The organism is Actinoallomurus sp. CA-142502, assembly GCF_050936355.1.
In the GTDB taxonomy this organism is placed as follows: Bacteria; Actinomycetota; Actinomycetes; order Streptosporangiales; family Streptosporangiaceae; genus Actinoallomurus; species Actinoallomurus iriomotensis.
This window is the reverse complement of the sequence record NZ_JBNJMY010000001.1, coordinates 1,412,745-1,430,344: the sequence shown is the minus strand read 5'-3', so window position 1 is coordinate 1,430,344 and position 17,600 is coordinate 1,412,745. Positions and strand designations below refer to the sequence as shown.

The window sequence follows — 17,600 nt, the reverse complement described above, 5'->3', positions numbered from 1 at the left end:
GCTCGATGTCACCGGAAATCACACGGCGGCCGTGTGGCGGTCCGCCGGGGCCGCCTCCTCGCCGACCATGCGGTCGCGGCCGGCGCCGAGGCCCGGCACGAGCATCACGGCCGAGACGGCGAGCACCAGAACGCCCGGCGCGGTCCAGCCGTGCGTCGCGTCGTGCACCGCGCCGACGGCCAGCGGGCCGAGCGCCGCGATGACGTACCCCACGCCCTGCGCCATCCCGGAGAGTTGTGCGGTCATGTGCGGGTCGGACGTTCGCAGGCCGATGAACGACAGGGCGGTGGCGAACCCGAGGCCCTGGCCGAGGCCGAGGATGACGATCCACAGCCAGACGGAGCCGGCCGGCGCCCAGATCGACCCGGCGTACCCGGCCGCGGTGAGCAGGACGGTGAGCGCCACCAGGGGCCGCTGGTCGCGGAGCCGGCGTGCGAGCACCGGCACCAGCAAGGCCCCGGCGGCCTGGACCAGGTTCGTGAGGCCCAGTGCGTACCCGGCGGTGGCATCGCTCAGCCCACGGTCCAGGAAGACGCTGGACAGCCAGCCATTGGTGACGTAGGCGAGCAGCGACTGCAGGCCCATGAAACAGGTGACCTGCCAGGCGAGGGCCGACCGCCACACCTTGGACGAGCCGGCCTCCGGCGGCGGCGTGGCCGCGGCCACGCCGCGCAGCCGCGGCAGCCACGCGATCCCCGCCAGGGCCGCCGGGATGGCCAGCAGCATCAACGGCGGCCGCCAGCCCGATCCCAGCGCGTGCTGCAGCGGCACCACCACGCCGGTGGACACCGCGGCGCCGGCGGTGATCGCGACGGTGTAGACGGCCGTGACGGTCGTGATCGCCTGCGGATGGTCGCGCTTGATGATCGCCGGCACGGCGATGTTGCCGATGCTGATCGCGATGCCGGCCAGCAGCGCGCCCCCGAACAGCGTCGGCTGGAGCGGGATCACCCGGACGAGCAGCCCGAGCACGAGCAGGGCCATGCTCGTGACCAGCAGCGTCTCACCGCGCGGCCTGCGACGGGTGAACGGGGCGATCAGCCCGTACGAGCCGAAGAACAGCACCGGGAGCGTCGTCAGCGCGCCCGCCGCGGTGCCGGACAGGTCGAGGTCGTCCTGGATCTGCCGCAGCAGGGGCCCGACCGCCACGACGGCGGGCCGCAGGTTCAGCGCGACCAGAACGATCAGGATGACGCCGGCGTGGCGCCTCAAAGCAGTGCCTCCAGAGCGTCAAGGGTGGGCACGATGACGCTTTCCGCGGCGCGCCCGGCCGCGTCCGGGTCGCGCGCCGCGATCGCGTCGACCACCGCGCGGTGCGCCTCGGGTCCGGCGTCGGACAGCTCGCGGTCCAGCCGGACCGCGCTCAGCGACTCGCGCAGCCGGCTCTGGAAGTACCGGAAGGCCTCGACCAGTAATGCGTTGTGCGAGGCCTCCGCGACGCCGAGGTGGAACGCCGCGTCGGCCGTGCCGAACTCCGCCGGGTCGAGGGCCGCGTCCCGGTCCTCCAGCAGGGCGTGCAGCCGCAGGAGGTCGTCCTGCGTGCGCCGCCGGGCCGCCAGCCGCGCCGCCTGGACGTCGTACGCCTGCTGGAGCTCGAACACGTCGCGCAGCGTGGACCGCTCGACGCGGCGCAGCAGCGGGCGCGGGTCGACCGCGCTGCGCACGTACGTGCCGTCGCCCCGGCGGACCTCCAGCACGCCGATGTGACTCAGCGCCCGGATCGCCTCGCGTACGGCCGGCCGGCTGACCGCGAGCCGGGCGGCGAGGTCGTACTCGCCGGGAATCCGGTCGCCGACCGACCAGTTTCCCGCCGTGAGCTGCCCCTGCATCTGGTCGATCACCGCTTCGACCGCCGAAGCCCGAGGAACCGGTTCAAGTGTGGTCACGTCTTGTGATCATGCCAGATGTCAGGCATGTTAAACGTCTGACATCTGATGTCTCAACCATGTTGTGACGTGAACAGCCGAAAGGTGGGGGCATCTAACTACGTAGGTGGCTCCTGGCCCAGGAGGCGGTTGCGGTGGAAACTGTGGAAGAAGTGAACATCCCCCCGTTCGCTCGGACCCCGAGCTCGCAGAGCCGCGTGCTCACCACGGCGGTGCGTTTCGGGGTCAGACCGTTCGCGGGCCGGATCAAGGGCCGATCGGCGACCATCCGGCTGTGGCGCTCGCTGCTGGGGGCCGGTGCCCGCTGCCTGCGAGCCGACCCGCGCGTGAGCATCGAGCCGATCATCGATCCCTGTGTCGAGGATCCGGACGTGAAACGGCCCGTACGCGGCGAGTGGCTGCGCTCCCCCGGCTGCTCGCCCGAGCGAGGCGCGATCCTCTACCTCCACGGTGGCGGCTACGCCATCTGCTCCCCCCGCACCCATCGCGTGATCACCACCCGGCTCGCGATGGACACGGACCTTCCGGTGCTCGCCCCCGACTACCGGCTCGCCCCCGAACACCCCTTTCCGGCCGCCTTCGAGGACGTGCTCGACGCCTACCGGCTGCTGCTGGCACGCGGTTTCTCCTCCGACCGCATCATCATCGCGGGCGACTCCTCCGGCGGTCACCTGGCCACCGCCCTCACCGCGGAGGCCTGCCGTACGGGCCTGCCGGCGCCGGCCGGCGTCGTGCTGTTCTCCCCCTGGGTCGACCTCACCGGTGAGCTGGCCCTGGCCTCGGTGTCGAGCAGCCGCGACCCCTACATCGTCCCGGCCGTCGCCACCCGGTTCGGCCGGCTCTACGTCGGGAAGGGCGACTGGGAGGATCCCCGCCTCTCGCTGCTGACCTGCCCGAACGAGGAGCTTCCCCCTTTTCTCATCCAGGTCGGCGGCATCGAGGTGCTCCGGGCCGAGGCCGAGGCCCTCGCGGAGGTGCTCGACGAGGCCGGGAGCCCGTACGACCTTCAGATCTGGCCGGAGCAGATGCACGTCTTCCAGATCTTCAACCGGCTCCTCCCCGAGGCCGACGCCGCGATGCGCGAGGCGGGCCGCTTCATCCGGAGAGTGCTCGGCACGGATTCCATCACCGAAGCCGCCTGATAATCTACGTCCATGCGAGGACCTCGACAGCGCTTTCGATACAGCTGGCGTGCCGCCTGACGGCGGTCGCCCAGTCCTCGTACCCACCCACGGCCGCCGCTCCGGCGGCCGTTTTTCGTGCGCTCCGCCGGGCGGCCCACGCACGAAGGAGTCACCATGAGTGACCGGAGCGAAGGCACGCCGCGTGTCCTCAGCCTGTTCACCCCCTCCGGCAGTCCCACGCTCGGCAACCTGCTCGGCGCGCTGCTCCCCTCGGTCCGCCTGCTGGAGACGGCCGACTGCGTCTACGGCGTCTCGGACCTGCACGCCCTCACCAGCGACCATGACCCGGCGCGGCTGCGCGAGCGATCGCTGGAGCTGGCCGGACTGGCGATCGCGGCCGGGATCGACCCGGCGCGCTGCGTGCTGTTCCTGCAGAGCAACGTTCCGGCCCACGCCGAGCTGGCCTACCTGCTGGAGAGCACCGCGCACTACGGCGAGATGCAGCGGATGATCCAGTTCAAGGAGAAGTCGGCGCGCCAGTCCGTCGTGCGCCTGTCGCTGCTGACCTATCCGGCGCTGATGGCCGCCGACATCCTGCTCTACCAGGCCACCGACGTGCCGGTCGGCGCCGACCAGGCCCAGCACGTGGAGCTGACCCGTGACCTGGCGACGCGGTTCAACCGGCGGTACGGCCCGGTGTTCACGATGCCCCGCGCGGTCCACCCGCCGGCCGCGGCGCGGGTCATGGACCTGGCCGACCCGACCGCGAAGATGAGCAAGTCGGTCGACTCGCCCGGCACGATCTTCCTGCTCGACCCCATCGACGTCGTCCGGCGCAAGATCATGCGGGCGGTGACCGACTCGGGCACCGACGTCACGTACGACGCCGACGCCAAGCCGGGCGTGTCCAACCTGCTGGCCATCCTGTCCGCCTGCACCGGCACCCCGGTCACGGACCTCACCGCCGGCTCGTACGGCGCGCTGAAGAAGGAGACCGCCGACGCCGTCATCGCCCTGCTCGAACCCCTCCAGCGCCGCTACGCCGACCTGTCCGCCGACCCCGCGGCGCTGGAGGGCATCCTCCGTACGGGCGCGGAGCGGGCCGGCGAGCGGGCGGCCGGCACCGTCACCGCGGCGAAGAAGGCGATGGGCCTGCTCGCGGCATGAAGAGGTCCGGCCGGAGACTCAGACGTTGACCGGCTGCTCGTGGGGGGCCGTCGCCGACCGGCGACTCCGGGCCGAGACGGCGAGACCGATCGCGGCGGCGACGGTGGCGACGCCCTCCGCGACGGTGGTCACGACCTTCTCCGTGTACCAGATGGGCTCGTACATGTCCGGGAGCGGGCCGATCGCGCCGACGTCGACGTAGCGGTAGAGCACCACGGCGCCGAAGGCACTGGCGGCGACCAGGAACGCGATGAGGTACGGCACGGGCCGGGGACGGACGAGCACGAGGATCGCCACCACCGCGGCGACCGCGCCCTGCACCCAGAACAGCGTGCCCTCGCTGATGGTCCCGGTCTGGCCCGTGTCTCCGGCCAGGTGGAAGTGCACGTACGCGTCGACGGCGAGGCCGACGAAGACGGCGAGTCGAAGTAGTAGCGCCATACTCCGGTCACGAACGGCGGGACGGTTCGGTTCAGCGGCCGGGCGAAAAACCGCCCGGCGGTGCCCGTCTCAGCCGCCGCCGAGCTCCCGGCCGCGGTCGCGCGCGGCCTCGATCGCCTCGATGACCGCCGCGCGTACGCCGTGCCGCTCCAGCTCGCGGATGGCCGAGATGGTCGTGCCGGCCGGCGAGGTGACCGCCTCGCGCAGCATCACCGGGTGGTCGCCGGAGTCGCGCAGCATGACGGCCGCGCCCACGGCCGACTGGATCACCATCTCCAGGGCGGCGGCCCGCGGCATGCCCAGCAGGATGCCCGCGTCGACCATCGCCTCGACCAGGTAGTAGAAGTACGCCGGCCCGCTGCCGGACAGCGCGGTCGCGGCGTCCTGGAGCGACTCGGGGATGCGCAGCACCTTGCCGACCGGGGACAGCAGCTCCTCGGTGACCTTCAGGTGCTCCTCCGCCGCGTGCGTGCCGGCCGAGATCACGCTCATCGCCTCGTCCACGTGCACGGGCGTGTTGGACATGACCCGGACGACCGGTACGTCGGACGGCAGCCGCTCCTCGATGAAGCCGGTCGGGATGCCGGCCGCCATCGAGATCACCAGCCGCCCGGCCGTGACGTGGCCCTCCAGCTCCTCCAGCAGCGACCCCATGTCCTGCGGCTTCACCGCCAGGACCAGCGTGTCCGCGGTGCGCGCGGCCTCGGCGTTGGTGACCACCTCGACGCCGTACCGCTCGCGCAGCAGCGCGCCCCGCTCCTCCCGCCGCGCCGTGACGACCAGGTCCGACGGGCGCCGGCCGGCGCGCAGCACGCCCGACAGGAGCGCCTCGCCCATCTTCCCGGCCCCGAGAATCGCGATCATTTCCGTCCCCCTCGTGTCACGTGACGAAGCGTATCGAGCCGGGAGCTCGCCCGAGCCCACCGGCCCTCACCTGCGCGGACGAAAAGGGCCGAATTCAAGGGGAAAGAAAACCCGCTTCGCGGCCAATACTCCTTGACCGCTGTCGTCGATGAGATGGACAACGCATGAGAAGACCCAGAGCAGGTCTCGCCCTCGCTCTCACGGGCCTGGTACTCGCCGGGGCACCGGCCGCCGCGCAGGCCGACGATCACCCCGCCTCACCGCCCGCGTCCTCATCCACCGGCCGTTCGTACACGGTGACCCTGCTGACCGGAGACGTCGTGCACCTGCGCACCCGGGCGGGCGGGCCGCCGCTCGTGTCCGTGGATCCGGGGCCCGGACGGCGTTCGGTGCTCTTCCGCAAGGACATCCGGCCCGACGGGACCGTGCGGGTCGTCCCGCTCGACGTCGCGTCGAAGATCGGCAAGGTGTACGACCCGGCCCTGTTCGACGTCACCGCGCTGATCAAGGACGGTGACGACGACGCGCACCGCTCGTACCTGCCGCTGATCGTGCAGAACGGCTCCGGCATACGGGCCCTGGCCGCGGGCCGGACGCTGTCGAGCATCGGCGCCGTCGCGGTACGGCAGCCGAAGAAGCAGGCCCTCGCCCCGAAGGCGACGATCCAGGCCGGCGTACGCCACATCTGGCTGGACCGTACGGTCCGTGTCAAGGCGCTGGACCACAACCTCGACCAGATCGGCGCGCCCACGGCCTGGGCGGCGGGCGCGACCGGGAAGGGCGTCAAGGTCGCCGTCCTCGACACCGGCGTCGACGCGACCCACCCCGACCTGAAGGGCCGGATCGCCGAGCAGAAGAACTTCAGCGACGCCGCGGACACGGTCGACCACTTCGGCCACGGCACCCACGTGGCGGCGACGATCGCGGGCACGGGGGCCGCCGCGGACGGCGAGCGCCGCGGCGTGTCGCCCGACGCCGACCTGCTGATCGGCAAGGTCCTGGACGACCAGGGCTTCGGCGAGGAGTCCGGCATCATCGCCGGCATGGAGTGGGCGGCGGCCAACGCGCCGATCGTCAGCATGAGCCTCGGCGGCTACTCCGACGATCCGGCCAACGACCCGATGGCCAAGGCCGTGGACGACCTGACCGCCAAGAACGGCGCCCTGTTCGTCGTGGCCGCCGGCAACGACGGGGCCCCGGACAGCATCGAGACGCCCGGCATCGCCGGATCGGCGCTCACCGTCGGCGCGGTCGACGGCCAGGACCAGGTCGCCTCCTTCTCCAGCCGGGGCGGCAAGGTCCTGAAGCCGGAGATCGCGGCGCCCGGCGTCGGCATCGTCGCCGCCCGCGCCGCGGGCACGTCCATGGGCCACGTCATCGACGCGAACTACACCTCCGCCGACGGCACCTCGATGGCCACCCCGCACGTCGCCGGCGCCGCCGCCGCGCTGCTGCAGAAGCACCCGTCCTGGGACGCCGCCCGGCTGAAGGCCGCGCTCGTCTCCACCGCGGACGCCACGAGCGGCACCGTCTACCAGGTCGGCGGCGGGCATCTCGACGTCGGCGCGGCGGCCACCTCGACGGTCACCGGCGACCAGGCGACCGCGGCGTTCGGGTCGGTCCCGCACGGCTCGACCACGCCCCTCACGAAGCAGCTCACCTGGACGAACACCGGAAAGACCGCGGTGACGCTGCGGCTGTCCGCGACACTCGCCGACACGCACGGGCAGGCCGCCACCGCCCTCTCCGTGCCCGCCACGGTGAGCGTGCCGGCCGGCGGGTCGGCCGGCGTCACGCTGTCCCTCGACCCGAAGCGGCTCACGACCGCCGGCGCCTACAGCGGCGTGGTGACCGCGAAGGCGGACGGCGTCTCGCTGCGCACGCCGGTCGGCGCGTTCGCCGAGCCGGAGACCCACACGCTGACGGTGCGGGCGACCGCACTCCCGGACACCCCGGACGGTGCTTTCTCCGGCTGGGTCAGCGTCTCCGACCTGGACGACTACACGCTGTTCACGGACGGCGTCCTGCTGGACGCCGACGGGACCGCGAAGATCACAGTGCCCGCCGGGCGGTACGTGGTCCTCGGTGAGATCGACGACACGACCGCGGGCAAGGAGCGCGCGGTCCTCGCCGGGAACGCCGAGCTGGCGGTGGACGGCGACGTGACGCTCCCGCTCGACGCCTCGCACGCGGAGCCGCTCCGCGTGTCGGCGCCGGGCATGACGCCCGACCCGGACTCGGCGCAGGGCCTGCAGGTGGAGCGGACCCTCGGCGAGGACACCTGGGCCACCTCCGTGTTCAGCTTCGCCGGCTCTCCGGCCGTCTACACCGTCCCCATCGCCGCCGCGCGGACCGGTGCCCTCCGGGCGTACGCGTTCACCCGGCTGACCGACGGCGGCAAGACCGTCGACGACGTCCTGCACGACCTCGGCCCCAGCGTGCCGGCGAAGGTGGACTTCCAGGTCGACCCGAAGACGCTCGCCCGGGTCGACCAGCGGTTCGGCACCATCAACGGGGACACCAAGGACCCGATCGGCGAGATTCGATACGGCATCGATCCCGCCGGCTTCCTGGTGTCCGAGGGCGACGGCCAGGTGCCGGGCGGTTCCACGCGCACGGACTACGTGTCCGCCGAACCCGGCCTTCTGTGGGCCGAGGAGGCGGCCCCGCCGAACCTCGGCCAGGGACTCTGGGTTACCGAGCTGCCGGTACGGAAGTACACGCCGGGCAGCACCCAGACCAACGAGTGGGTGCGCCAGCCGTTCCGGCCGGGCCCCTACTCCGCGACGGGCACGTCACCCAGCGGCTGCACACCGGGCGCGAGCACCCGCAGCCGCGGGAACATCCACGTCGAGCTGGTGGACCTGCAGGACCTCACCGACGGCTTCGACTGCCTGACCGACATGCCGGAGTGGGACTCCGTCAGCTCGCGCACCATGAAGCTTTACGCGGGCGGCACGCTCGAAGGCACCACCGACCGGTCGTACGGAAACTTCAGCGTGCCGGCCACCGCCGGGACGTACCGGCTGGTCTACGACGTCGACGCCTCCGCGGCCCTGCCGGTCTCGACGAAGACCTCGACGACGTGGACGTTCCACTCCAAGCCGGTCGAGGAGCGGCTCCCGCTGCTGCTGGTGGACTACCGGCTGCCGCTGGACCTGTTCAACCGGCCGAACGGTGACACCGCGACGTTCACCGTCTCCCGCGTCGCCGGAGCGGCCTCGGCCAAGGCCACCGGCCTGAAGCTGTGGACCTCCCTCGACGACGGCGCCACCTGGCAGCCCGCCCCCGTGACGGGAACCGGCGGGAAGTACTCCGCCACCCTCCCGCACGCGGGCAAGGGCCAGGCCGTCTCGCTGCGCGTCCGGGCCACCGACGCGGGCGGCGGCGCCATCGACCAGACCATCCTCCGCGCCTACTTCGGCGCCTGACCTTCACGTGAGCGTGCCGCCCCCGGTCGGGGGCGGCACGTCCGCGGTCAGGACTTGGAGGCGAGCGACCTCAGGAAGAAGCCCAGGTTGGCGGGGCGCTCGGCCAGGCGGCGCATCAGGTAGCCGTACCACTCCTCGCCGTACGGGACGTAGACCCGCACCTGGGCGCCCTCGCGCGCGAGCCGCAGCTGCTCGTTCGGCCGGATGCCGTACAGCATCTGGTACTCGAAGCTGCCGGGCTCGCGGCCGTGCAGCCCGGCCAGCGAGCCGCCGATCTCGATCAGGCGCGGGTCGTGCGTGGCGAGCATCGGGTACCCGCGCCCGCCCATCAGCACCTTCATGCAGCGCACGTAGGACTTGTCGATCTCGTCGCGGGCGGTGAAGGCGACCGAGTCGGGCGCGTTGTAGGCGCCCTTGCACAGCCGCACCCGCGAACCCTCGTCGGCGAGCGTCGCGCAGTACTCCTCGGCCCGGCGCAGATAGGCCTGGATCACCGCGCCGGTGGTGGGGTACTCCTCGCGCAACTCGGCCAGCACGCGCAGTGTGGAGTCGACCGTCGTGTGGTCCTCCATGTCGAGCGTGACCGTCGTCCCGGCGTCGCGTGCGGCGGCGCAGATCCGCCGGGCGTTCTCCAGCGCGATCTTCTCCCCGTCGTCGAGGAGCTGGCCGAGCGCGGTGAGCTTCACCGAGACCTCGGCTCGCGTGCCGGTGCCGTTCGCGGCGAGCCAGCCGAGCAGTTCCTCGTACCGGGCGGTGATGGTCTCGGCCTGGGCGGTCTCCACCGTGTCCTCGCCGAGATGGTCGAAGGTGATGAGCAGCCCGTCGGAGATGAGCCGGTCGGTGACGGCGAGGGCATCGGCCGCGGACTCACCCGCGACGAACCTCTTCACAACACTTCTGGTGTACGGCGCGGTCTCGACGAGCCGGCGTACGCCGCCGCTGCGCGAGGCGGCCAAGAGGACCTGGCGGAGCAACCTTCCCCCTCTCGCACGGGACTACGCTGTCCCGATCGTTCCCAAGGTTAAGCCACCCTTCAGCGGAGAGGACCCGCTCAGGAGGGTGATACCTCACCCTCGGAGTTGACCTGCCAGGCGCCGGCCGGGCGGGCCGCGGCCAGGTGCAGACGGGTGAAGGCGAGGGACTCGGCCAGATCGTCGATCCGCTGATCGCGGCCGGCCGCGCGGCGGGTGTTGATCTCGACGACCACCTGGCCGGTGTAGCGCTGCGCGGCGAGGCGTTCGAGCATCTCGGCGGCCGGCTGGTTGCCGCGGCCGGGCACGAGGTGCTCGTCGCGGTTGACGACGCCGATGCCGTCCGCCAGGTGCAGGTGGGCGAGCCGGTCGCCGAGCGCCTCGGCCATCTCCAGCGGGTCCGAGCCGGACACGGCGGTGTGCGACAGGTCGATGGTGACGTTGGGGTAGGGCTGGTCGACCGGGTTCCAGTGAGGGGCGTACATGCCGACCTCGGTCGTCCGCGCGCGTACGGGGAACATGTTCTCCACCGAGAAGACCACGTCGGTCTCCTCCTGCATGCGCGCCAGCCCCTGCTCGAACTCCCGTGCGTACTCCCGCTGCCAGCGGAACGGCGGATGCACCACGACCACCCGCGCGCCGAGCTTCTCGGCGGCGTCCTTGGAGCGCATCAGCTTGCCCCACGGCTCGCGGCCCCAGACCCGCTGGGTGAGCAGCAGGCAGGGCGCGTGCACCGAGAGGATGGGGATCTGGTGGTAGTCCGACAACCTGCGGAGAACGTCGATGTCCTGGCTCGCCGGGTCGGTTGTCACCATGACCTCGAGCCCGTCGTATCCGAGTTGCGCGGCGATCTCGAACGCGGCGGGCGTCTTCTCCGGGTAGACGGAGGCCGTCGACAGCACGATCGGCGCGTCGGGAACCTGGAGGACTTCATCCACAATCGGCAAGCCTATGCGTTCCTCGGCCCGAAACGTTGTGGGATCCCCCACGCGTTTACCGTGGAATAGTGATCGCTGCCGGAGCCATAGCCAGTCCGAACATCTGGAACGCCCCGCGGGTGTACGAGCTGGAGAATCTCGCGGCCGACCCGGACGGCCGGATCGAAGAGGCCATGCGCGCCGTCCGCACCTGGGACGGCGCCACCGTGCTGGACATCGGCTGCGGCACAGGTTTCCACCTGCCGCGCTTCGCCCGTACGGCCGCGAAGGTGCTGGGCGTCGAGCCGCACGAGGCCCTCGCGGCGGCGGCGCGACGGCGTGTCGCGGACACTCCGGGAGTGGCCGTACGCGTCGGGGCCGCGCAGGCGCTGCCGGTGCCGCCCGCCTCCGTGGACGTCGCCCACGCCCGCTGGGCGTACTTCTTCGGCCCGGGCTGCGAGCCGGGGCTGACCGAGCTGGACCGGGTCATGCGCCGCGGCGGCGCGGCGTTCGTGATCGACAACGACGCCACGCGATCGACGTTCGGCTCGTGGTTCCGGCGGTGGCTGCCGTCGTACGATCCGGTCGCCGTGGAGCGGTTCTGGAGCCGGCACGGCTTCTCCCGTACGCCGGTCGACATGAGCTGGCGGTTCGCCGACCGCGCCGCGCTGGAGGCGGTGCTGCGGATCGAGTTCCCGGCGGACCTGGCGACGGCGTTCCTCGCCGAGGTTCCGGGGTGCGAGGTGGACTACGCCGTCAACCTGTGGTGGCGGCGGTACTGAGGGTTCGGGAGTTCACGGCCGCAGCTTGGCGAGGATCTCCGGGATGCGGCGGACGACCTCTCGCTCGTCGTCGTCCAGGTCGTCACGGATCGCCCGCGCGATGCCGGACGCCCGGTGGCGGCGTTCGTCGTCCAGGGTCCGCCGGCCGGACTCCGTGATCGTCACGACCTGCCGCCGCCGGTCCTGCTCGTCCGGGCTCAGCATGACGAGCGCCCGATCGTGCAGCAGATGGACCGTCCGCGTCATGGTCTGGTGCTTGACGTGCTCCCGTCGGGCCAGGTCCGCGATCGACAGTGGCCCCGTACGGTCCAGGTGGCCCAGCACCGCCGCCTGACCGCGGGGCATGCGGTCGTGCAGGCGTACGCGACGCACGAAGTCACCGATGGCCGCGCGCAGCTCTTCGGCCAGATCCTCGTCCATGGACAGAGATATACAGCATCGCTGTACTCTTTGAATGTACAGCGTCGCTGTATTTCTTGAGAGGAGAAGATCTTGAACCCCTACGCGCTCGCGTTCCCGGCCCCGTCCTTCCCGATCGCCAGCGAAGACTTCGACGACGGCGGGCCGCTGCCGCCGTCGGCCTACCAGCCGGCGAACGAATCGCCCGCACTGTCCTGGGGACCGCTGCCGGAGGCCACGAAGAGCCTGGTCGTCACGGCGTTCGACGCCGACGCCCCGATCCCCGGCGGCCTGTGGCACTGGGCGGTGAAGGACATCCCGGCGACCGCCGGCGGTCTCCCCCACGGCGCCGCCGACCTGGGCGTGACACTGGCCAACGACCTGGGCGTGCGGGCCTACACCGGCGCGAAGCCGCCGCCGGGCACCGGGACGCACCGGATGTTCGTCTGCGCGACCGCGCTCGGCGTCGAGACGCTCGACCTCCCGCCGGACGCGAGCCTGGCGATGCTGAACATCGCGATGATCCCGCACACTCTGGGCCGCGCCCTCATCGTCGGCACCAGCCGGCCCTAGCTAACGGTCGGCGGCGGCTCTGGCGGCGGCGAGGGTGGCCAGGACGCGGTCGGCCACCACGCGCATGCCGATGGCGTTCGGGTGGATCGGCGCGGCCGCGTGGCTGATCAGGATCGGCTCGACCCAGCGACGCGCGCGGGCGCACATGTCGTGGCCGGTGCCGCCGCGATAGTCGTCGACGAACAGCGCGCCGCCCCGCCGCGCCTCCTCGGCCAGCATGTGGTTGAGCGAGCGTTCGACCCGGTCGAGGTAAGGCACGTCACCGGCGGCCGCCGGCACCGACGGCCAGCACCCGGTGTCGGAGGGCAGGATGCGCAGGTAGCCGACCACGACCACGACCGCGTGCGGCGCACGCGCGTGGATGGTGCCGATCACCGTGGCGATCCTCGGTGCGGCGGCGGCCACGCGGTCGGTGAGCGTGGTGCCGAAGTGCTTCATGCAGGGCGCGCCCTTGGGCGCGGTGATGCTCAGCCCGGCGCACGTGTAGAAGGTCCGGCTGAACCCGATGTCGTTTCCGCCGATGCCGACCGTGACCAGTGCGGTGTCGGGGGTGACCGCGGAGAGCTGCGCGGGGTTCTCGCCGAACAGGACGTGCTGCGGCTGGAACAGATCGGTGATGGTGGCGGCGGTGCAGCTGACGTCGGCGAACTCCCCGGCTTTGAGCGCGCGGGCGAGCAGCGAGGGATAGTTGTGGTCCGAGCGCAGGCAGGCGAACGGCTTTCCGTGCTGTCGCGGGATCATCGGCCCGGCCGTGAACGAGTCGCCCATCGCGACGTACCGCCCGCCGGTGACCAGCGCCGCCGCGGTGGGACGCCGGGCGGCGTGGGCGGCGGGGACCGCCGTCATCGTGACCAGCGGCGCGAGAACCGCCGCGAGCGCGGACCACCTGCGCATCCGTGCCTCCCAGTACCCCGATCGTCGCGATCCTCCGTCGTCACATTCTTACCCTCCGTAACGACCGTCACGCGGAACTGTCGGCGCCCCTGCGTACAGTCGGCCCCATGGCGAAGACCGTGAAACAGGCGTACCGCTGTGCCGAGTGCGGCTGGCAGACCTCCAAGTGGGTCGGCCGCTGCGGCGAATGCCAGGCATGGGGCACCGTCGACGTCGCGGGCGCGGCCAAGCCCGCGCGGGTCGTCACGGCCGGGCCGGTGAGCTCCCCCGCACGGCCGATCGGCGAGGTCGACGTCCAGGCCGCGCAGACGACCGCGACCGGGCTGGACGAGCTCGACCGGGTCCTGGGTGGCGGCCTGGTGCCCGGCGCGGTGATGCTGCTCGCCGGCGAGCCGGGCATCGGCAAGTCGACGCTGCTCCTGGAGGTCGCGGCCCTGCACGCCGCACGCGGTCCGGTCCTCTACGTCACCGGCGAGGAGTCCGCCGAGCAGGTGCGCCTGCGCGCCGACCGGGTCGGGGCCATCGCCGCCAAGCTCTACATCGCCGCCGAGACCGACCTGTCGGCCGTGCTCGGGCAGGTCGACTCCGTGGCGCCCGAGCTGCTCGTCGTCGACTCGATCCAGACGATCGGCTCGGCCGAGATCGACGGCGCGCCGGGTGGGGTGAGCCAGGTGCGCGAGGTCGCGGCGAACCTCATCCGCGTCGCGAAGGAACGCGGCATCACCACGGTCGTCGTCGGCCACGTGACCAAGGACGGCTCGATCGCCGGCCCTCGGGTCCTCGAGCACCTGGTCGACGTGGTCCTCTACTTCGAGGGCGACCGGCACAGCCGCCTGCGCATGATCCGCGCGGTGAAGAACCGCTACGGCCCGACCGACGAGCTGGGCTGCTTCGACCTGTCGGAGATGGGCATCGTGGGGCTGCCCGACCCGAGCGGCCTGTTCCTCACCCGGCAGGAGAAGCCGGCGCCCGGCACCTGCGTCACCGTCACGCTCGAGGGCCGGCGGCCGCTCGTCGCCGAGGTCCAGTCGCTGGTCGCGCCCTCGCCGCTGGCCAACCCCCGGCGGATGACCTCCGGCCTCGACTCCTCACGGGTGGCGATGATGCTGGCGGTGCTCCAGCGACGGTGCGGCGTCAAGTTGCACGACCGCGACGTGTACGCCGCGACGGTCGGCGGCGTGCGCCTGGGCGAGCCGTCGGTCGACCTCGCGGTGGCGCTGGCCGTCACGGGCGCCGCCAACGACCTGACGCTGCCCGCCGATCTGGTGGCGTTCGGCGAGGTCGGGCTGGCCGGCGAGGTGCGTGGGGTGCAGGCGGCCAAGCGCCGGCTGTCGGAGGCCGCGCGGCTCGGCTACCGGCGCGCCGTCGTGCCCGCGGGCTCGCTGGACCCCACCACACGGTCGAGTGGCACGATCGTCACCGATGAGGGTATGCAAGTGGTGGAAACGGACGCCGTCTGGTCCGCGTTGGACATCGCGTTCGCCGCGGGTGGTCCGCAAGCATGACCATCGGCCCTCCATTTTGGGCCGAGCGGAGGAGCCTGCCGGGCGCGTTCACCGATAAACTGACCGCCGTCCAGCGACCTCCGGGGGTCACGTGCCAGCACATGACAAGGGTAAAGACGAGCGTCGGCGCGCAACCCTTGCCGCCGTCGCGCCGGGGACCCAACTCCGCGACGGGCTCGAACGCATCCTGCGCGGCCACACCGGCGGTCTGATCGTTCTCGGGTACGACAAGATCGTCGCCGGCCTCTGCACGGGCGGTTTCCAGCTCGACGTGGAGTTCTCCTCGACGCGTCTGCGCGAGTTGGCGAAGATGGACGGTGCGATCGTCATCGACAGCACCTGCACGCGCATCGTCCGCGCCGGCGTCCACCTGATGCCCGACCCGACCATCCCGACCGAGGAGTCGGGCACCCGCCACCGCACCGCCGAGCGGGTGGCGAAGCAGACCGGCTTCCCGGTGCTGTCGGTCAGCCAGTCCATGCGCATAATCGCGCTTTATCTCGACGGCCAGCGCTATGTCCTGGAGGACTCGGCGGCCATCCTGTCGCGGGCCAACCAGGCGCTCGCGACGCTCGAACGCTACAAGCTGCGCCTCGACGAGGTCGCCGGCACGCTGTCCGCCCTGGAGATCGAGGACCTCGTCACCGTCCGCGACGTGAGCGCCGTCGTGCAGCGCCTGGAGATGGTCCGCCGCATCGCCGACGAGATCAACGGCTACGTCGTCGAGCTGGGCACCGACGGCCGCCTGCTGTCGCTCCAGCTCGACGAGCTGGTCTCCGGCGTCGACGCCGACCGCGAGCTCATCGTCCGCGACTACCAGCCCCAGGGCCGCGGTCCCCGCCGGGTCGCCGACGTCCTGGAGTCCCTCAACCGCCTGTCGGCCAGCGAGCTCCTCGACCTGACGACGGTCGCGGACGTTCTGGCGTTCTCCGGCAACGACCCGCTGGACATCCCGGTGAGCCCCAAGGGCTACCGCCTCCTGGCCAAGGTCCCCCGCATGCCGAGCCTGGTCGTCGAGCGCCTGGTGGAGCACTTCGGCGGCCTGCAGAAGCTCCTGGCCGCGGGCATCGACGACCTGCAGTCGGTCGGCGGCGTGGACGAGGCCCGCGCCCGCAGCGTCCGCGAGGGCCTGTCCCGCCTGGCCGAGTCCTCCATCCTCGAACGCTACGTCTGACCGCTCCGCCGCCCCGGCGCGCGGCCGGGACCTTCGGTCCCCGTCGAAACCGCCGCAGGTCCATCCCGGAAGTGACCTAACGCGATGGTCCGGCGTCCGCCGCCGCGCGATTCTGGGAGGGGGTCCGTACCGGCTCGGGCGTGCCCACAGAGGTCACGCGGAGGGCAAGGTGTCAGAGGTGTCCGATGGACGGTGATGACAGCTCGTTGATCAGTGTGATCACGCGTGATCACCGTCGTCTCGGGGATCTGCTCGTGCGGCTGACGGCCCGTGGCCCGGCGCGCGACGGGCTCGTCGACGAGATGACCGCCGAGGTGATGCGGCATGTGGTCGCCGAGGAGCTGTACCTGTATCCGCTGGTCCGCGAGGTCGTGCCCGAATGGGTGGTCGGCTCGGCCGAGCACGCCGACATCGACGCCCGGATGGAACGGCTGCTGGCCGACCTCAGCGTGACCAGACCGGACAGCCCCGCGTTCGACGCACTGATCACCCGGCTCGTCGTGGTGACGCGTCAGGCGATCCTTCATGAGGAGCTGGAGGTGTTCCCCCGGCTGGCCCGGCACGCCGACAGGCGGCTGCTGACCGACCTCGGGACCATGTTCCGGGCGTTCAGCGACGCCGCGGTGGTCGAGAGGACCTGCGATGCCGGGCGTGTCATCCGGTTCCACGGCCTGGTCCTGCACCGCTGGGAGCCCGGTCTCCCTATTTGCGCCGCGCCGCACGTATCACCGCGAGACGTCACGCCGCACCTGTCGCTACCGGCGTGAGCACGACGGCCTGCGCGGCGCGGAGACCGCCTCAGGCGAGACGGAAGACCTCCCGGTGGGTCTTGATACCGGGCGCCCCCACGGCGATGACGTACGTGCCCGGAGCGGCGTGTGCGTCGCTGTTGCAGCGGCGGCGGTCCCAGTCGAGGGTCGCCAGGTACGGGACGCCGCGCCGGAGCATCTGGATGTTCGCGCCCGCGCCGGACACGCACCGGTCCGAGGACCACACCCGGTCCGAGCCGGACGAGATGCGGATCAGCAGGGCCTTCGGGCCGACGTCGAACGTGCACGCGCGGCGGCCCGTGTTGACCACGCTCAGGCCGAACCTCGGGTGTTGCCGGCCCTTGAACACCGTGCCCGCCGGAGTCACGCCCACCACGACGTCACGCGGGGCACAGGTGTCACCGGCGCGTCTGGGCGCCGACGGCAGCGCGGTCGGGGACGCGGTGACGGTCACGGTGGCGGTCGGCTTCGGGGCCGCGGCGGACGGGGTCGGCGTCGGGCTCTCGGTGGCGGCGGCGTTGCGCACCTGCGCCGTCGACCGTTTGTGCGCCGAGCCGGAGCAGGCCCACGCCACCAGGGCGATCAGAGTGATCCCGCCCGCCAGGACGTACACGCGCCGGCGCCAGTACGCCTCCGTGTCGTCCGGGTCGTCCTCGACATCCGGGTCCAGATATCGCGTACGGTCCGCGTCTGACTCCATAC

Annotated in this window: 17 protein-coding genes; 8 read left to right on the top strand and 9 right to left on the bottom strand. The window is 71.9% G+C overall.

Annotated features, from left to right (window positions below):
• Nucleotides 1-18 precede the first annotated feature (18 nt).
• The gene (locus tag ACQEV1_RS06935; RefSeq protein ID WP_433392410.1) at nucleotides 19-1,212 is read right to left on the bottom strand and encodes a CynX/NimT family MFS transporter; all 1,194 of its coding nucleotides are present in this window, start codon (nucleotides 1,210-1,212) and stop codon (nucleotides 19-21) included.
• A complete protein-coding gene (locus tag ACQEV1_RS06930) occupies nucleotides 1,209-1,886 on the bottom strand; it encodes a FadR/GntR family transcriptional regulator (RefSeq protein ID WP_285631922.1) in 678 nt (225 codons plus the stop codon). Before ACQEV1_RS06930 ends, ACQEV1_RS06935 begins: the two co-directional genes overlap by 4 nt.
• A 152-nt stretch (nucleotides 1,887-2,038) precedes the next feature.
• On the opposite strand from ACQEV1_RS06930, the gene ACQEV1_RS06925 reads away from it, so the two are divergent.
• Together ACQEV1_RS06925 and trpS are read left to right on the top strand one after the other, a co-directional pair.
• The gene (locus tag ACQEV1_RS06925) at nucleotides 2,039-3,028 is read left to right on the top strand and encodes an alpha/beta hydrolase (protein ID WP_285578334.1); all 990 of its coding nucleotides are present in this window, start codon (nucleotides 2,039-2,041) and stop codon (nucleotides 3,026-3,028) included.
• Between the two features lie 156 nt (nucleotides 3,029-3,184).
• Nucleotides 3,185-4,177: a tryptophan--tRNA ligase gene (gene trpS, locus ACQEV1_RS06920; RefSeq protein WP_285631918.1), complete on the top strand. Its 993-nt coding sequence runs from the start codon at nucleotides 3,185-3,187 to the stop codon at nucleotides 4,175-4,177.
• Nucleotides 4,178-4,195: 18 nt separating this feature from the next.
• Here the strand turns inward: trpS and ACQEV1_RS06915 are convergent, their stop codons facing one another.
• Complete coding sequence (locus ACQEV1_RS06915; protein ID WP_285578332.1) at nucleotides 4,196-4,618, bottom strand: hypothetical protein; 423 nt, start codon at nucleotides 4,616-4,618, stop codon at nucleotides 4,196-4,198.
• A gap of 69 nt (nucleotides 4,619-4,687) precedes the next feature.
• Complete coding sequence (gene proC / locus ACQEV1_RS06910; protein ID WP_285631915.1) at nucleotides 4,688-5,482, bottom strand: pyrroline-5-carboxylate reductase; 795 nt, start codon at nucleotides 5,480-5,482, stop codon at nucleotides 4,688-4,690.
• Between the two features lie 164 nt (nucleotides 5,483-5,646).
• Between proC and ACQEV1_RS06905 the strand changes: the two genes are divergently transcribed.
• Entirely contained in the window at nucleotides 5,647-8,913 is a 3,267-nt protein-coding gene (locus ACQEV1_RS06905; protein ID WP_433392406.1) for a S8 family peptidase, read from the top strand.
• Between the two features lie 47 nt (nucleotides 8,914-8,960).
• On the opposite strand, the gene ACQEV1_RS06900 is transcribed toward ACQEV1_RS06905, so the two are convergent.
• On the bottom strand, nucleotides 8,961-9,887 hold the full coding sequence (locus tag ACQEV1_RS06900) for a proline dehydrogenase family protein (protein WP_433392404.1): 927 nt from the start codon (nucleotides 9,885-9,887) through the stop codon (nucleotides 8,961-8,963).
• A 77-nt stretch (nucleotides 9,888-9,964) separates the two neighbouring features.
• Nucleotides 9,965-10,822: a sugar phosphate isomerase/epimerase family protein gene (locus ACQEV1_RS06895; RefSeq protein WP_285631909.1), complete on the bottom strand. Its 858-nt coding sequence runs from the start codon at nucleotides 10,820-10,822 to the stop codon at nucleotides 9,965-9,967.
• A 173-nt stretch (nucleotides 10,823-10,995) separates the two neighbouring features.
• On the opposite strand from ACQEV1_RS06895, the gene ACQEV1_RS06890 reads away from it, so the two are divergent.
• Nucleotides 10,996-11,583, top strand: a complete 588-nt coding sequence (locus tag ACQEV1_RS06890; RefSeq protein ID WP_433405851.1) for a class I SAM-dependent methyltransferase — start codon at nucleotides 10,996-10,998, stop codon at nucleotides 11,581-11,583.
• Nucleotides 11,584-11,595: 12 nt separating this feature from the next.
• On the opposite strand, the gene ACQEV1_RS06885 is transcribed toward ACQEV1_RS06890, so the two are convergent.
• The gene (locus ACQEV1_RS06885) at nucleotides 11,596-12,003 is read right to left on the bottom strand and encodes a MarR family winged helix-turn-helix transcriptional regulator (RefSeq protein WP_285578326.1); all 408 of its coding nucleotides are present in this window, start codon (nucleotides 12,001-12,003) and stop codon (nucleotides 11,596-11,598) included.
• Between the two features lie 72 nt (nucleotides 12,004-12,075).
• Here ACQEV1_RS06885 and ACQEV1_RS06880 point away from each other — a divergent pair, with 72 nt between their 5' ends.
• Nucleotides 12,076-12,555 (top strand): YbhB/YbcL family Raf kinase inhibitor-like protein, encoded by a 480-nt coding sequence (locus ACQEV1_RS06880; RefSeq protein WP_285631902.1) that lies wholly within the window; start codon nucleotides 12,076-12,078, stop codon nucleotides 12,553-12,555.
• Here ACQEV1_RS06880 and ACQEV1_RS06875 read toward each other — a convergent pair whose 3' ends face one another.
• A complete protein-coding gene (locus tag ACQEV1_RS06875) occupies nucleotides 12,556-13,449 on the bottom strand; it encodes an SGNH/GDSL hydrolase family protein (RefSeq protein WP_433392401.1) in 894 nt (297 codons plus the stop codon).
• Nucleotides 13,450-13,556: 107 nt separating this feature from the next.
• Here ACQEV1_RS06875 and radA point away from each other — a divergent pair, with 107 nt between their 5' ends.
• The 3 genes from radA (at nucleotide 13,557) to ACQEV1_RS06860 (ending at nucleotide 16,895) form a co-directional block, all read left to right on the top strand.
• Nucleotides 13,557-14,954 carry a DNA repair protein RadA gene (gene radA, locus ACQEV1_RS06870; protein ID WP_285631899.1) on the top strand — a complete coding sequence of 466 codons (1,398 nt, stop codon included), beginning with the start codon at nucleotides 13,557-13,559 and terminating at the stop codon, nucleotides 14,952-14,954.
• 91 nt (nucleotides 14,955-15,045) lie between these two features.
• The gene (disA, locus tag ACQEV1_RS06865; RefSeq protein WP_285631898.1) at nucleotides 15,046-16,128 is read left to right on the top strand and encodes a DNA integrity scanning diadenylate cyclase DisA; all 1,083 of its coding nucleotides are present in this window, start codon (nucleotides 15,046-15,048) and stop codon (nucleotides 16,126-16,128) included.
• Nucleotides 16,129-16,313: 185 nt separating this feature from the next.
• Nucleotides 16,314-16,895 carry a hemerythrin domain-containing protein gene (locus ACQEV1_RS06860; protein ID WP_285631896.1) on the top strand — a complete coding sequence of 194 codons (582 nt, stop codon included), beginning with the start codon at nucleotides 16,314-16,316 and terminating at the stop codon, nucleotides 16,893-16,895.
• 31 nt (nucleotides 16,896-16,926) lie between these two features.
• Here ACQEV1_RS06860 and ACQEV1_RS06855 read toward each other — a convergent pair whose 3' ends face one another.
• Nucleotides 16,927-17,598, bottom strand: a complete 672-nt coding sequence (locus tag ACQEV1_RS06855) for a hypothetical protein (protein WP_433392398.1) — start codon at nucleotides 17,596-17,598, stop codon at nucleotides 16,927-16,929.
• Nucleotides 17,599-17,600 lie beyond the last annotated feature (2 nt).